The organism is Stenotrophomonas maltophilia group sp. RNC7, assembly GCF_030910085.1.
Lineage (GTDB): Bacteria > Pseudomonadota > Gammaproteobacteria > Xanthomonadales > Xanthomonadaceae > Stenotrophomonas > Stenotrophomonas sepilia.
In genome coordinates, this window is record NZ_JAVFVN010000624.1 from 1 (window position 1) to 14,738 (window position 14,738).

The 14,738-nt window shown below is 69.3% G+C and carries 11 protein-coding genes and 1 pseudogene; 3 read left to right on the forward strand and 9 right to left on the reverse strand.

Going from position 1 to position 14,738, the window contains the following annotated elements; genetic code table 11:
- Positions 1-225 precede the first annotated feature (225 nt).
- Entirely contained in the window at positions 226-1,440 is a 1,215-nt protein-coding gene (locus RCF13_RS11795) for an SGNH/GDSL hydrolase family protein (RefSeq protein WP_308141214.1), read from the reverse strand.
- Between the two features lie 151 nt (positions 1,441-1,591).
- Positions 1,592-1,915 (reverse strand): I78 family peptidase inhibitor, encoded by a 324-nt coding sequence (locus RCF13_RS11800; RefSeq protein WP_005421020.1) that lies wholly within the window; start codon positions 1,913-1,915, stop codon positions 1,592-1,594.
- 184 nt (positions 1,916-2,099) lie between these two features.
- Between RCF13_RS11800 and RCF13_RS11805 the strand changes: the two genes are divergently transcribed.
- Entirely contained in the window at positions 2,100-2,651 is a 552-nt protein-coding gene (locus RCF13_RS11805) for a hypothetical protein (protein ID WP_134969465.1), read from the forward strand.
- Between the two features lie 27 nt (positions 2,652-2,678).
- Here RCF13_RS11805 and RCF13_RS11810 read toward each other — a convergent pair.
- Positions 2,679-3,578, reverse strand: a pseudogene (locus RCF13_RS11810) (ribonuclease H-like domain-containing protein); the annotation flags it as partial.
- Between the two features lie 134 nt (positions 3,579-3,712).
- Positions 3,713-6,208: a DEAD/DEAH box helicase gene (locus RCF13_RS11815; protein WP_134969401.1), complete on the reverse strand. Its 2,496-nt coding sequence runs from the start codon at positions 6,206-6,208 to the stop codon at positions 3,713-3,715.
- A gap of 212 nt (positions 6,209-6,420) precedes the next feature.
- Between RCF13_RS11815 and RCF13_RS11820 the strand changes: the two genes are divergently transcribed.
- Both RCF13_RS11820 and RCF13_RS11825 read left to right on the forward strand, forming a co-directional pair.
- Positions 6,421-6,939, forward strand: a complete 519-nt coding sequence (locus RCF13_RS11820) for a hypothetical protein (protein ID WP_061479909.1) — start codon at positions 6,421-6,423, stop codon at positions 6,937-6,939.
- A gap of 40 nt (positions 6,940-6,979) precedes the next feature.
- Positions 6,980-7,654 carry a hypothetical protein gene (locus RCF13_RS11825; RefSeq protein ID WP_134969400.1) on the forward strand — a complete coding sequence of 225 codons (675 nt, stop codon included), beginning with the start codon at positions 6,980-6,982 and terminating at the stop codon, positions 7,652-7,654.
- Positions 7,655-7,753: 99 nt separating this feature from the next.
- Here RCF13_RS11825 and RCF13_RS11830 read toward each other — a convergent pair whose 3' ends face one another.
- The 5 genes from RCF13_RS11830 to RCF13_RS11850 are packed head-to-tail and all read right to left on the reverse strand — an operon-like array spanning position 7,754 to position 14,729.
- Positions 7,754-9,562 carry a hypothetical protein gene (locus RCF13_RS11830; protein WP_231352431.1) on the reverse strand — a complete coding sequence of 603 codons (1,809 nt, stop codon included), beginning with the start codon at positions 9,560-9,562 and terminating at the stop codon, positions 7,754-7,756.
- Positions 9,559-11,727 (reverse strand): hypothetical protein, encoded by a 2,169-nt coding sequence (locus RCF13_RS11835; RefSeq protein WP_231352432.1) that lies wholly within the window; start codon positions 11,725-11,727, stop codon positions 9,559-9,561. Before RCF13_RS11835 ends, RCF13_RS11830 begins: the two co-directional genes overlap by 4 nt.
- A complete protein-coding gene (locus tag RCF13_RS11840; RefSeq protein WP_231352434.1) occupies positions 11,724-12,845 on the reverse strand; it encodes a BatA domain-containing protein in 1,122 nt (373 codons plus the stop codon). Before RCF13_RS11840 ends, RCF13_RS11835 begins: the two co-directional genes overlap by 4 nt.
- Positions 12,842-13,738, reverse strand: a complete 897-nt coding sequence (locus RCF13_RS11845; RefSeq protein ID WP_231352435.1) for a DUF58 domain-containing protein — start codon at positions 13,736-13,738, stop codon at positions 12,842-12,844. Before RCF13_RS11845 ends, RCF13_RS11840 begins: the two co-directional genes overlap by 4 nt.
- Positions 13,739-13,745: 7 nt before the next feature.
- Positions 13,746-14,729: a MoxR family ATPase gene (locus RCF13_RS11850; protein ID WP_180870082.1), complete on the reverse strand. Its 984-nt coding sequence runs from the start codon at positions 14,727-14,729 to the stop codon at positions 13,746-13,748.
- Between the last annotated feature and the right edge of the window lie 9 nt (positions 14,730-14,738).

The window sequence follows — 14,738 nt, forward strand, 5'->3', positions numbered from 1 at the left end:
CTGGCTGCAGCACTGATTGCCCCAGGGTAGTGGCGGGGGCCGGGCGGGGCCCCCCCCCCCCCCCCCCCCCCCGGCGCCCCCCCACACCCCGGCGCCGGGGCGGGGCGCGGCGCCCCGGCGCCGCGCCCCCGCCCCGCCGCCCGCGCGCCCTTTGTGGTGGGTGCGGGGGGGCGGGGGCGGGGTCGGGGGGGGCCCCCCCCGCCCCCCGCCACTACCCTGGGGCAATCAGTGCTGCAGCCAGCGTATCGGGAACGCGTCCGCCATCGCTGCATAGCCGGCATCACTGGGATGCAGATGATCCCCGCTGTCATAGCTGGGAAGCAGATGGGTCGGGCGCTGTGGATCGCGCATGATGCGATCGAAGTCGATGACACCATCGACGCCCTGTGCTGCCCTGATCCAATCGTTCACGGCTTGCCGCTTGGTTTCTCCGGCGGCGTCGAAGTAGCCTGATCCTCCGTAGGGCAGCAACGTTCCAAGCATCACCCTGATCCCACGTTGCCGGGCTCGCTGCACCGACGTGCGCAGGGCGTCGATCAACTGCGCTGCAGACACCGCCTGCGGCGGATGCAGCTGGCCGATGCCGATATCGTTGATGCCCAGCAGCAGCACGGCATGGCTGGCACCGGACACCGCCAGCACATCGTGCCCGAAGCGCGACACGCCTGCTGGCCCGACTCCATCATGCAGCCAGCGATTGCCGGCAATGCCGCCATTGACCACGCTGACCTTGCGCAGGCCTGCACTGCGGACACGGTCATCGAGCAGGTTGGGCCAGCGGAAATTGCGATCCACTGTAGAGCCGGCACCATCGGTGATCGAGTCACCGAAGGCGACCATGACCACCGGCTTGCCGCCAGCTGCTGGTACCGCCGATGGCTGGTTTCCGGCAACGTCAATGGCGTCCAGCCAATAATAGGCCCGCATGGGGTCGGCGGAGCGCAGCAGGGCCGCGCCGACCTGGTTGCCGGGCGCGCGGTAGTTGGTCTGCAGGCCGACCGAATGCGTGGTGACCACCGGCGTCGGTGCCATGACGTACAGGCTGACGGACAGCTCCGTCTGGTCAGCCACATGCAGGTTGATCCGATCACTCCAGCGCTCTTCGCCGGGGGCGAGCGTCAAGCGTGCTGCACCACTGAAACGCAATGAGCGCTGCTTGTGGAGGACGACACCATCGGCGCCCATGCTTGGCGCAATACGGAGGTCCTCCAATGTGACCGGGGCCTTGCCGAACCGGTTGGAGAAGCGAACGCGCAGTGTTTCTCCGCCGCGCGAAAGACGTACGGTCATGCGTACGGTCTGGTCGGCCAGGGTGACGGGTGGGGGCGGGGGAACGATGTTGTCCGGAAAGGTAACGCCGTAGTCCTGCTGGGCGGCGAACCAGGTGGCGGACCATGGGGGCCGGCCCTCATGTGCCGCCAGCGGGGGGGCGGGGGCCACGCACAGCAGAGTGGCGAACAGACAGCCCAACCACCGTCGATACGGTTTCCTGTTGCGGAACCTCGGCATACAGCACTCCTTGCAGTGTGGCTGGAACCTTATCCCGCTGGCGCGGGTGGATACCCGGTGCCAGCGGGATCGGTAAGGAACATCAACCGCAGCTGGCGCGCTCGATGCGGTTCTGCGCATCCACCTGCACGGTCACGCGGTCCTGGCGGAAGTCCATGGTCACCGCCATGCCGGGTTTGACTACCCGTGCACCGCGCGCGCCGCTGTCAGCCACCAGTTTCTTGATCGTGGCTTCGTCGGCGGTTTTGCCGGTGAACGCTTCCAGCGCCTCGGGGCGGCATTCGTGCGGGCCATCGGAGACTTTGGCCGGCAGGCTGCCGGTATCGGCGGTGCCGTTGGCATCGGCATGGCTGCAGGCCGCGAGCGGCAGGATGCTGGCCAGCAGCAACAGGGTGGTAGGGCGCATGGGCACGGCTCCGGTGAAGGGACAGCGGGCAGTGTCGCCGCTGCGCGTCTCTGTGGTGTCAACGCGGCCTGAATCCGTGCCTGGCAAGCGCCACAGTGTGTGAAGTCGTCGAAGAGCAGCGGATTGATGCCTGTGCGGGCAGCGGTTAGTGTCTTGCACCCAGTCAACTCAAGGCGCATGTCCGATGGTTGAGCGCGTTCAACGCCTGATCAATGCGGTTTCGTCCATTCCAGGCGTGCGCACCGCTTCTGTGACCAAGCAGGATTTGTCGGAGCTGGCCGTAGACGAATTGTCGCTGTTGCCCTACGCGGATCTACCGCTGGCCGTATTGCGGCGTAGCGAAGGTGCTCTGTCGCATGAGGTGCTGATTGGGATCGAGTTTGAACTGGACGGCGGCCCGGCAGGCTTGCTGGCGCTGGAGTTTCTGTCGTGGTGGGTGCGTGACGCTGCGCGCAGTGGAGCGCTGATGCAGTTGCGCAGCCTGGCGTTGCCCCCCCTGGAGCAGCAGTTTGGCCAGACCCTGAAGTTCACCGTCGACTGGTTCCATGCTGACCCACAGCAGGACCTGGAACGGCTGCTGATCGCCGTAGACGAACGGGCCGCAAACCTGGAAGCGACCTTGGATCACTTCGCCATTGCCGAGCGCATCAAGGCCGCCGCTGTCGATTCGTCCAGCAGCGACGTGCCCGCGCCCAGTGCGTTTGCTGGACGACTGCGGAAGTTCTTGACTGCGTGAATCGCGGGGAAAAGCGGGGCGCTGCGGTCAACGCGAGTCGTCCTGCCTGGCGACCAGAGCCAGCGTTTCGCGCTCACGCTGTTCTTCGCGGATCAGCCGCTGCAGCAGCAGGGCCAGGGTCACCACGTCCTGGTGATTGTGGTCGGCCACCCGGCGCAGGTTCACCGCGTCGCCGCCGCGCAGGAAGCGCAACCACGCACCGGGTGCCTCCGAGCCCGGCAGATCGTCCTCGCGCACCACGCGCAGCAGCTGGCGTTCGATGGTGGACAGCTTGCAGTTCTCCCACGTGCCGCGATAGCGGCGGCGGGTGGGGTAGAGCAGGTCGACATGGTCCAGCGCGCTGATCGGGTCGCGTTGCCGGGCAAGCCGGTAACGCGCTTTCAGCAGCGGTGCGTCATAGCTGCGGCCGTTGTAGCTGCAGAACACGGTGGACGGTTGCAGCCAGCCGGCGAAGGTGGCCAGCATCGCGTCCTCGGCGGCCATCGTGGCCATCAGCAACTGGCGGATGCGCAGGCCTTCGCCACGCTGCGGGCACACATGCCAATCGGCCGCGCCGATCATGAAGGCACGGGTGCCGGTGCCGCCGGCCAGGCCGGTGGTCTCGGTGTCGAAGAACAGCAGATCGCGTGCAGTCACGTGCTCGCCGTCGCGACGGGCGAAATCAAGCGACAGCGGTTGTGCCGGGATCGCCTGCGGCTGCAGCGATTCGATCAGGAACAGGCCCGGTGCGATCTCCTCACCTGGCAACTGACGGTCCTGTGCGCTGGCGCGAGCAGGAGCGGGGCCGCCGCGCGTGCGCAGGCCGAGCAGGCGATGCAGGCTGCCCACTTCGGGCCGACGCAGCGCGGGCGGCGTCGTGGCAGGTGCCGCCGCGCCGGTCGGCTTGTGGCGGATCTCCTGCTCGACCCAGGCGAACACCGAACGCTCGGCCGGTGGTTGCCGCGCATCGTTGGCGGCCACGGGTGCCGGTGGCGCAGGGGGCACGTCCGGCACGGCCGGTGTGCTTGCCTTCGGGTCGCCGGCCTGCCTGCGCAGCAGGCGCAGCTTGTCCAGGCTCAGGCTCACGGTGCCAGCAGCTCCATCGGATCGCGCGTGGTCACCACCACGTCGGGCACATGCTGGCAGGCATCGGCATCGGCATCGAACAGGTCGAGCACGCGCAGTGCCAGTGCGCGCGGCGAGGTCTCATCCTCTTCCTGCGCGGCCAGCACCGGGCCGACGCAGGCCGGGCAGCCGGCCTTGCAGTCGCAGCGCTGCACCAGTTCGCGCGCGCGCTGCACCAGTTCGGCCTGGCGCTGCCACAGCGGTTCGCTGAGGCCCACGCCACCAGGGAAGTTGTCATACAGGTACACGGTGGGCACGAATTCCTGCAGCAGTTCGACAACCCCAGGATCACCCTCGCTGCCGCGCAACTGGCCACGGCCGCTCTGGTCGGCGATCGCAAACCAGGAGCCATCGCCGTTACCGACCGACTTCTGCAGGTCGCGCGCATCGGCCATCACCGCCACGGTGGCGACGATGTGCAGCGCATACGCCGCACCGAGGAAGCCATCGAGCGCATCCTGCCTGCTGGCGAACGCGCGCAGCAGCAGTGCCTGCGGCAGCTGCCACCACACTGCGGTGGTGTGCAGTTCCTGGTCGGGCAGGTTCACCGGCCCGTAGCCGATGTTTTCGTGGGTGTAGTAGCGGATCTTCTTGTAGCCGGCCACGCGCCGCACCACGTGCACTTCGCCATGGTGCGAATCACCGCGCCCGGCCACGCCACCATCGAAGCGGTCCAGCACCTTGAGCTTGGTGAAATCGATGCTGTCGGTGTAGTAATCCACATGCGTGCGGGTGACGTAGGCCTTGCGGCCCTCCCAGTCGAGCGTCTCCACCTGGTAGGGCGTGGACTGCACCATGTGGATGGCGCCTTCATACAGCGTGAGCGCGGCGGCGGAGTAATCGACCTCGGCGATGATCTGCTGGCGGCCGTCGCTGCGGTCGACCACCACGAAGTTGCCATCGGCCACCGCGCGCAGGCTGACCGCGTTGGCCGGATAGCTGTCGGCAATCCATTCCCAGCGCTCGCCTTCGCGGTGGATGACTTCGGTTTCGGCCAGCGCTTCCAGGAACACTTCCGGGTCGATCGGGCCGAAGCCATCGCCGACCCGGAACGGCAGTTCAAAGGCCGCGCAGCGAATGTGGTCGAACAGGATCAGCGGCTGGTCTGGCGCAATGCGCGCATGTTCGGGCGAGGCTTCGGCGAAGAAGTCCGGATGCCGCACCACGTACTGGTCCAGCGGCTGCGAACTGGCCACCATCACGCCGAGTGCGGGTTGCTGGCGGCGACCGGCACGGCCGAAACGCTGCCAGGTGGCGGCCACGCTGCCGGGGTAGCCATTGAGGATGACCACGTCCAGGCTGCCGATATCCACGCCCAGTTCCAGCGCCGAGGTGCTGACGATGCCGTCGATGTTGCCGGCACGCATCGCACGCTCGGTCTCGCGGCGTTCGGTGGGCAGATAACCGCCGCGGTAGGCGCGGATGCGCGGCGGCTTGCGCGGGTCGTGGTCGAAGATGTCCTTCAGGTACTTGGTCAGCACCTCGACCATCAACCGGGTCTGCGCGAACACCAGGGTCTTCAGCCCGGACTTGATCGCGATGCGCGCGATGCGGTTGCTCTGCGAGCGCGCCGAGGCACGCAGGCCCAGGTCGGGGTTGATCACCGGCGGGTTCCACAGCAGCACCTGCTTCGGCCCGGTGGGCGCGCCGGATTCGGTGACGGCGGTGACCGGTGCCTCGATCAACGCCTCGGCATGCGCCTGCGGGTTGCCGATGGTGGCCGAGCACAGGATGAACTGCGGTTGCACGCCATAGAACGCGCAGATGCGCTTGAGCCGGCGCAGCACGTTGGTGACGTGGCTGCCGAACACGCCGCGGTAGGTGTGTACTTCGTCGATGACGATGTAGCGCAGGTTCTCGAAGAACTGTGCCCACTTGGTGTGATGCGGCAGGATGGCCTGGTGCAGCATGTCCGGGTTGGACACCACGATGTCGCCATGCAGGCGGATCGCCTGGCGCGCATCGCCGGGGGTGTCGCCGTCGAAGGTGAAGGCCTTGACGCCGAGATCGCCGGCACGATTGAGTTCCAGCAGCTCGGCCACCTGGTCCTGGGCCAGTGCCTTGGTCGGGAACAGGTACAGCGCCTTGGCCTTGTCCTGCATGGCCGCGCTGACCACCGGCAGGGTGTAGCACAGCGACTTGCCGCTGGCGGTGGGGGTGACGATGGCCACGTGCTCGCCGCGCTGGCTGGCCTCCCAGGCTTCGGCCTGGTGGCTGTAGAGCTGCTCGATGCCACGTGCCTTCAGTGCTGCGGCCAGCGCCGGTGGTACCGAGTCGGGAACGGGCGCGTAGCGGCCTTCGCGGCCGGGAATGGCGAAGCTGCCGGTGATGCGGTCCTGGTAGCGGCGCTGCAGGCGCGCGCTGAGCAGCGCGCCGTCGCGGGCGGGCAGGCCATCGCGGGTGGCGAGCTTCTGCTCGGCATCGGCGGTGCGCTTGGCGAGTTCGTAGGCCATGGAAGAGGAAGCGGGGACGGATTGCGAGGGGTCGCATGGCACCACATCCATGTCTCAGGATGTGAGACACCGCACACGGCGGGCGTGAACCGTTCAGTGCTCGCGTCCCGTGGCGTCGCCGCATCTCCCTTGGCTGAACAGCTGCCGGTGCAGCAACGAAATCTGAAGCCGGCATCCGTATCCTTGGGCGCTGGACGCAACCAACAGGGTGGATGGCTGTGGCACGACGTGGAACGCAGGGAGCACTCCTGGCCGGCATGCTGCTGACCGGCATCGTACAGGCGCAACAGGCTGCGCCGGTGGCGGTGCCCGATCCTGCACCCGTTCCCCCTGAAGATGCGCCGCCTGCCCCGACCGCACCGATCTCCACCACCTTGCCGCAGGACAACGTCACCACCCTCGGCGAAGTGCGTGCGCTCAAGCCCGATGACGAGCCGCTGGACCTGTACCGCTTCAAGAACCCGGTGAAGTTCGGCGATAACCGCTTCAGCCGCGACTGGAGCGAACCGCCATCGCCGGAGCAGGTCAGCATGGGCGGTGGCTACATCATGATGGGTGTGGTCAAGGGTGTGCTGGCGGCAGCCAAAGGCATCAACAAACTCACCGGCGGTCCCGACCAGATCCAGGCGGCCGTGGCGCGGCCACCCCCAGAGCTCAGTGCCGAACAGCAGCAGCGCGCGCTGCGGTTCTCACAGGAGCAGGATGCCGGCGACACAGCGCCAGTGAAGTAGGCCGGTATATCCTGCGGGCTCCCCCACCGCTAATGCTGTCATGTCCCTGCGTTCGATCTGCCTGCTGTCCGCGTTGCTGCCGGCCTCCGCCTTCGCGTCCGATATCGCCGATGGCGGCGCCTGCCGCAATGGCGCGTTCCCCTCCCAACAGAGCCGGTTCGCGCTGGCGCGGGTGGTCGATGCACCGCGCCTGTACCTGCTCGGCGACATGGAGGGCTGCCCCGCCAAGGGCGAACCGGCCTGCCGCCAGCGCAGCTATGTGGTCAACGGCGATACGGTGGTGACCGGTCGCGACCTGGGCCGTTACCGCTGCGCGTTCTTCCCGAACAGGGTGGGCGGCAGCGCCGGCTGGGTCGACCGCAGCAAGCTGCAGCCGTTGCCGGTGGCCGTGCCCACGCTGCAGGACTGGACGGGCCACTGGAAAGATGGCGACAACGGCCTGCGCATCACCGTGCAGGGTGGACAACTGCATGTGGATGGCGACGCCTACTGGCCCTCGGCCAACCCCACGCCGGAACAGCGCCCGTACGGGCCGAACCTGGGCCAGGTGGAAGCGCGTGCCACACCGCAGGGTGCCGATGTCGAGTTCGCCGAGGATACTTGCCGGGTGCGTGTGCACTCGCTGGGTGAGGTGCTGATCGTGGCCGACAACAGCGAATGCGGTGGCATGAACGTGCGCTTCAATGGCGTGTACCGGCGCGCGGGAACGCGTTGACCCCGCCGAAAGACGCCAGCCAAGGTTGGCGTCCATCAGGGCAACCGGCCAGTAGATCCACGCCATGCGTGGATGCCGCCCGCGATCCCATCGTCGCGGTCAGCGCCGCCGCTCCAACCACCACAGCAGCGATGCGCACAGCACGAACGCCAGCCACCACGGCCAGCGCGATCCCGGCACGGGTTGCATCACCGACGCGGTTGCCGGGGAGCTGCCCGCCAGCGCCTGCGTGGTTGCATCGATCATTGCCTGCTGATGCAGCGCGGGCGCGTCCTTCGGGTCGAATGCATAGCGCCAGACGGTAGCGTCGCCGTGCTGCAGGCGCTGCCAACCCGCCTCGCGCGGCCACCAGCCCGCGCAACGCAGGTCTGACGTCGCGCCATCGACGATCAGCGGCGTGCCTTCGCCGCGTGCGTTGAAGGCCTGCAGCGGCGCCTGCACGCCGCACAGCGCCTGCCGTTCGCCCGCCCAGCTGATCGGCTGTGGCGACCACAGCGCCTCAGCGCTGCCCTGCGCCCGCGCCAGCGTGGCAACCACGCCGCTCCACAGTTCGCCGTGGCGGTCATCGCGGCCGGCCAGCACCCAGCGCCAACTGTCGGTGATGGGCAGCAGGCCGATGCGGCCTTTGCCGGTAGCGCGCCAGCCGCCGACAGCCTTGCCGGTGCGATCGTGCAGCAGCGCGTTGCTGCCAGGTACCTGCAGCGCCAGTGTTTCCAGTGTGGGCAGCGCGGCGTCGTGCGAACTGCGGTCTGCCTCTTCGCCGTAGCCGGTCGGCAGCGTACCCGCGGCGAGCGGGCCACGTCGTGCGGCGAGGACCGCGCTCTCGCCGTCGCCGGGAAGTTCGAGGACCTGGCTGCTGCCATCACCCCGCAGCGGCAGACCCAGATCGTGCAGGCGCTGGCGCGCGCTGGCCGAAGGCGCGCCCGCACTGCGTACCAGCACGCCCAGTCCTTCGCGCAGCGCCTGCCGCACAGCGGCCAGCTGGGCGGCATTCAATGCCGCCAGGCTGCGCTCGTCCAGCAGCAGCAGATCGCTGCGCGCCAGCGACGCCGCGTCCAGCGGCAAGGCGCCGTCGCCGACGCTCAGGCCGGCACCGGTATCGGCCTGCACCTGCACGCGGATGCCGGCATCGGCTGCCCAGCGGCGCAGGTACTTCAGTTCGGGGCCCGGCGCGCTGGCGCGTACCTGCAGGCGCAACGGCGCCGCCGGCAGGGTCTGCTGCGGCACCGGCACGTTGTCCACCACATGGCCGTCGGCATCGAGCAGGCGCAGCTGGAACACGCTGCGGCCTTCGGCGCGGGTGATGCCACTCAACTGAACGTGGCCATCGTCGGCAACATCCGCGCGATCGACCACGCTGCCGGCCGGGTCGAGCAGTTCCGCCTTTGCCCTGGCAACGCCACGCGCCTGTGCCTGTACCTCGAAGCGTGCGCCGGGCGCGGCGTCGGCCGGTGGCTGCAAGGCGACCCAGCCGCGCGGCGGTGCTGCCGGCTGCCAACGTACGTCGCGTGGCAGTACCGCATCGCGATCGCGTGCGACCAGGCCGGCACCGACCAGGGTGAGCGTGGAGGCCGGATGCTGCCGCAGCGCGGTGGCCAGGTCGGGTACGCGCTTTGCGCCGGGCACATCGGCAGCTTCCGGCAACAGCCACAGCGGACCTTCGCTGGCCGGGAACGCGCCGGCCCTGCTGGCATCGATTCCGAGCACAACCAGCCCGCCTGCGGGTTGCTGGCGGGTGGGCGGCACCAGGCAGAAATACAGCAGCGTGGCGACGATGACCTGCAGCCCGATCACCCCCCAGCGGCGGCCACGGTGCGTGGTGTTGCCGTGCGACTGGCGAACGCTGGCGATCGCCACGATCACAGCGAGTGCCAGGGCGATCCACAGGTTCAGGCCGGAGGGGTTCATGGCTGCGCCTCCAGCGCGTCCAGGTAGCGCTGGCCCATCGCATCGGCGGCACTGCGCCGCATCGCCTGCGGCAGTGGACGCTGCAGCGCCCGCCACAACTGAGCGCGCAGGCGCAGGCGGCAGTCGCGGCAACCGGGCTCGATGCGCAGCTGCTCGATGGCGGCAGCCAGATCAAGGGCATCGGGCAGGTAGGCGGCATTGCGCTGCTGCCAGGCAGCGAGTGCGTCGAGGTCGGGCACACTGGTGTCATCACCGAGGCGCTGCCAGGCTTCGATGATGGTCGGGTCGGGCGGCGCTCGTGCGGCCAGCGGCAGTTCGCGACTGGCCAGTCCGGTGCGATCGCCGCCGAGGCGACGGCCTTCATCGATCGGCGGCAGCTCCGGTCCCACCCGCGCCAGATAGATGCGTTCGGCCTGCTGCACCTGCTTGATGAACGCCAGTGCCTTGTAGGCGAACGGCAGTGCCTGCTCCGGACGGCCCTGGCGCAGCTCGCCTTCGGCCGACCACATCTGGTCCAGCGCGGCCTTCAGCGTGGCCCGGGTCTGCGGGTCGAGCAGGGTCGCGGCCTCGGCATGGTCATGGGTGTGGCCGTATTCGGAGAGCACATCGGTGGCGCTGCCGAACACCGGTGGGGCATCGGCATTGGCCGGCTTGCCGCCGTGATCGTGGCCATGCTCATTGTGTGCCCCGGCCTCGGCGCCATGGTCGTGCTCGTGCTCGTCGTCGTGGCTGCCTGCAGCTGGCGCATCGCTGGTGGGCAGGTCGCTGGTCGGCGGCGGCTTCGGTGCGCCTTCGCTTTCCTCACCCAGGAACTGGCCGTAGCGCAGACGCAGGATGCGCTGGTCGACACCGATCGCATCGCTGCGCTTCACGAAGTCCTCGGCGGCCAGGCTGCGTCGCTGCCGGATCAGCGCTTCGGCATCGATGATGATCTGCCGCTGGCTGCGGAAGTAGGCCGGCAGCGTCTTCTTGATGCGGCCTTCCAGTTCGGCACCGAGTGCAACCTCGGCGCTGGGCAGGCGCAGGATCACGCTGCTGCTGCGCCCGGCCTGCGGTGTTGGCGCGTGGTTGTCGCGTACTTCCAGCTGGGCGATGACATCGCTGCCTGGCTGCGCGCCCAGCGCAGCCAGGTCGAGGCTGTGCGCGAAACGCCGTGCAGTCGCTTCGCCGCTGCCGGTGAGGCCGACACTGCGGCGAACGAAGGTGATGTTCTCGCCGCTGCCCTGGGTAATGGTGATCGACAGCGTTGCCGGCGTGGCCACGGCGTAGTCATCGCTGGCTTCGAAGCGCAACGACCACTGGCGTTGCCCGGGCGTGCCCAGCACCAGGGTCGCGGCGGGCTCCAGCACGCGCACGCTGGGCGCACGATCAGCGACCACATCCAGGCGATGCAGGCGGGTCTGGGCCAGTGCAGGTTCGCTCACCACGCGGTACAGCACAGGCACGCGCGCCACATCCTGCGCCAGCCACTGCCCATCCTGCTCGCTCAGCGGCAGCCGGCGGCCGTCGTGGAACTGCAGCCATGCCTTGTCCGGCGCGCGATCGAAGCGCAACGACCACGACAGCCGGCTGTCCGCGGCGACCTTGGCATCCAGCGCGTTCTGGGTGCGCGTGGCCTGGCCGGTATAGGCCGGTGCGTCGATCCGCAGGCGGGTGGACTGAAGGTGCAGCGGGCCGGCGGCAGCCGTGCTGACAGGCGCCAATGTGCGGGCCGGCGCGGAGCCGGGGCCGGAACGTGGCCAGCCGAATGCCAGCGCAGTGATCGCCAGGCCTGCGACCCAGCTCAGGGCCAACGCCCTGCGCGGCCAGCGCGGACGCAGGTCCGGTGTCGCGCGCTCCAGCGTGGCCAGCACATGCGCGCGCTGGCGCTGCTGCAGCGGATTGAGCAAGGCGGCATCGGCGAACAGCAGGTCGGCACTGTCCTCGCTGGCACCGCTGGCATCGAGCTGGCGCTGCACCCACTGTGGGTCCAGCTGGCGGGCACGTGCCGTGGCGAGCGCTGCGCAGGCGAGCACGCTGACCGTGCCGACCACGCAGGCGATATCGAAGCCCGCCAGACGCAGCACCAGCGTCGTCGCGGCCAGCGCCCATGGCAGGCCCAGCAGCAGGGTAACGAGTGCACGTCGACGGCGTGCGCGTTGCCAGGCGTGCTGCAGGGTGTTCATGTGGCCACCCTGCGCCGGCGACTGCTGGCCATCCAGCACTCCAGCGCGAACAGCAGCACGATGGCCAGCAGCAACCACGTGGTTGGCTCACGCGCGGGGGGCGCTATGGCGGGCAGTGCGGCTCGGCGTGGTGCCTGGTCCTGTGCATCGCCGAGGCGCGGTGACGCTGGCGGTTGCAGCGCCAGCAGCAGGGCACGCGGCAACCGCGGGTCGCGCAGCGCAGCGTTGCCTGAGGCATCCCAGTCGCCGGGTAGTGACAGCAGGACGCCGTGGCCGATGCGCTGTTGCCACAGCACTGGTGAGCCGTCGGCGTTGCGCAGCAGGATGCCGGCGTCGCCAGCAGGCTTGCCGGCGCTCACTGCACGACCGCCGTCGCGCAGCCACGCCTGCCAGCTCGCCGGCAGTGCATCGCTGCGGCTCCATACGCCGATCTCGCCGCGTTCGGGCAGGGCATCGGCCGACAGAGGAGCGAGCGGCGCCTGCATGCCCCACGCGCGCTGCAGTGCGTTCACCCAGTGCTGGGCGGCGGCGGACGCATCGCTGTGCACGCGCAGACGCGGCACCGTCGCGGCACTCGGTTGCGGAGTGGCCGGTATCGGTTGCGGCCGCCACGTTACTTCGCGCGACAGCTGCAGGCGGACGCCATCCAGACCGGGCAGGGGATCGGGAACGTGCACGGTCAACGCGGTGCCCGCGGGCAGCTGTGCGTCCAGCTCGCGCAGCAGGCTGGGCAGCGATGCGCTGGACGCAGGTGGTGGGTGGTCGATAGCGGGGAAGCCGGGTGCCAGCCAGTGCCAGTTGCCCGCTTCGGCGGTGCCGCGCAGTGCGGTCGCGTCCAGTCCGGGAGCCACTACCGTCCAGGCAGTGGGGACCGGGGCAGGGCCGACCAACGCAGGTCGTGCCAGCAGCAAGGCCAATGCGGCCAGCAGCAACAGGCGCACCATCAGCAACGGCCAGTCATCGAAACGGATGCGCTGGCGCGGGCGGATCTGTGCGCGCAGCCAGCGCAGCGCGGCGAAATCCAGCGGCGTGTACGGATGGCGCCGGGCCAAATGAATCAGCAGCGGCAGCAACCCTGCAGCGAGCGCGGCCAGGCCCAACGGGAACAGCAGGGTCATGCACCGCCCCCACGGCCGAACAGCGCCTGCAGTGCCTGGTCCAGCGGCTGGTCGAGCCAGCTGGTGGCACTGGCGATGCCGCTGGCCTGCAGGCGCGACTGCAATGCGTTGCGTGCGTCAGCGAAGCGCTGCAGGTAGTCGGCGCGGATCGCCGCGCCATCGCCCAGTAGTTCCTCGCCGGTCTCCGGATCGCGGAAGCGATGGCCGGCGTCGAACGGGAAATCGCGCTCGTCGGCGGTCAGGATCTGCAGCAGTGCCACTTCACGGCGTGCGCTGGCCAGTTGCTCCAGCAGCACGATGCAGGCCGCATCGAAGCCATCACCCATCGCCAGCAGCAGGTCGCCCGGGCGCACGCGCTCCCACAGCGGGCGCAGGCGTTCGGCCGCGGGCCAGGTGCCGCGCGCCTGCAGGGCATGCAGCTGCAGATGCACGCGGTCACGCTGGCGTGCGCCGTCCGCTGCGGCCACCAGCTGCAGTCCATCGCCATTGATCGCCAGCAGGCCGAAACGGTCGCCCTGCTGCAGCGCCAGTTCCACCACGCAGGCGGCCACGCCGCGCATGTGATCCAGGCGCGTGCGCTGAGGTGCCGCGCGATCGGCCTGGCCGGCCGAGGCGGTGGCATCGAGCAACAGCCAGACCATGATCGGGCTTTCGCGTTCGGATTCGCGCACGAAGAAGCGGTCCGAACGCGCGTACAGCTTCCAGTCGATCTGGCGCAGCTCGTCGCCCGGTTCGTAGGCCCGGTACTGGGCGAACTCGAGGCCGGCACCGCGGCTGCGGCTGGCGTGCTGGCCGATGCCACTGGCGCCGCTGGCCAGGCGCGGCCGCAGCCGCAGCAGGCGCAGGCGCGCACGCAGTTCCGGAGGCAAGGTCAGCGGGGTACCGGCGTTCACGCGTGGCTCAACCCGGGAACGGCACGGCCTGCAGAAGGGCGGCGACCACGTCGTCGGCACGCTTCTGCTCGGCCTCGGCGGCGAACGACAGCAGCAGGCGATGACGCATCACCGGCGCGGCCAGTGCCTGCACATCCTCGCGGGTGGCGGCGAAGCGGCCCTGCAGCAGTGCGCGCGCCTTCGCCGCCAGCACCAGCGACTGCCCGGCGCGCGGGCCTGCGCCCCACTTCACCCACTGGTTGATCGCCGCCGGTGCGCCTTCGCCCGGACGGCTGGCGCGCACCAGGCGGGTGATCCAGGCCAGCACATCAGGGCTGACATGCACCTGGCGTACTGCCGCCTGCAGGGCGATCACCGCCTCGGCATCCATCACCTTCGGCACCGCGTCGGTGGCACCGCCGGTGGTCTGTTCCAGGATCCGCCGTTCCTCGTCTTCGCTGGGGTAATCCACCAGCACATGCAGCAGGAAGCGGTCCAGCTGCGCTTCGGGCAGCGGGTAGGTGCCGGCCTGCTCGATCGGGTTCTGCGTGGCCAGCACGAAGAACGGCGCGGGCAATGCGTAGGTGGTGCCGGCGTAGCTGACCGTGCGCTCCTGCATCGCTTCCAGCAGCGCGGCCTGGGTCTTGGGCGGGGTGCGGTTGAGTTCGTCGGCCAGCAGCAGGTGGGTGAAGATCGGGCCCTGCTGGAAGCGGAAATGGCGATGGCCGGTGCCATGGTCTTCCTCCAGCAGCTCGGTGCCGAGAATGTCGCTGGGCATCAGGTCGGGGGTGAACTGCACGCGCCGGAACTGCAGTTCCAATGCCTGGCCGAGTGAGCGCACCAGCAGGGTCTTGCCGAGCCCCGGCGCACCTTCCAGCAGGCAGTGGCCACCGGCCAGCAGGCCGATCAACAGCTGCTCGACCACCGTGTGCTGGCCCACCACCGCGCGTGCGAGCGCGGCGCGCAGTTCATCCAGGCGCGGCAGCAGGGATTCGAGGTCGGAGGAGTTCATGGGCGTGCA

Coding starts and splice junctions, on each gene's coding strand:
- RCF13_RS11800 (WP_005421020.1), bottom strand. CDS start 1,915: ATGCGCCCTACCACCCTGTTGCTGCTGGCCAGCATCCTGCCGCTCGCG.
- RCF13_RS11805 (WP_134969465.1), top strand. CDS start 2,100: ATGGTTGAGCGCGTTCAACGCCTGATCAATGCGGTTTCGTCCATTCCA.
- RCF13_RS11815 (WP_134969401.1), bottom strand. CDS start 6,208: ATGGCCTACGAACTCGCCAAGCGCACCGCCGATGCCGAGCAGAAGCTC.
- RCF13_RS11820 (WP_061479909.1), top strand. CDS start 6,421: ATGGCTGTGGCACGACGTGGAACGCAGGGAGCACTCCTGGCCGGCATG.
- RCF13_RS11825 (WP_134969400.1), top strand. CDS start 6,980: ATGTCCCTGCGTTCGATCTGCCTGCTGTCCGCGTTGCTGCCGGCCTCC.
- RCF13_RS11830 (WP_231352431.1), bottom strand. CDS start 9,562: ATGAACCCCTCCGGCCTGAACCTGTGGATCGCCCTGGCACTCGCTGTG.
- RCF13_RS11835 (WP_231352432.1), bottom strand. CDS start 11,727: ATGAACACCCTGCAGCACGCCTGGCAACGCGCACGCCGTCGACGTGCA.
- RCF13_RS11840 (WP_231352434.1), bottom strand. CDS start 12,845: ATGACCCTGCTGTTCCCGTTGGGCCTGGCCGCGCTCGCTGCAGGGTTG.
- RCF13_RS11850 (WP_180870082.1), bottom strand. CDS start 14,729: ATGAACTCCTCCGACCTCGAATCCCTGCTGCCGCGCCTGGATGAACTG.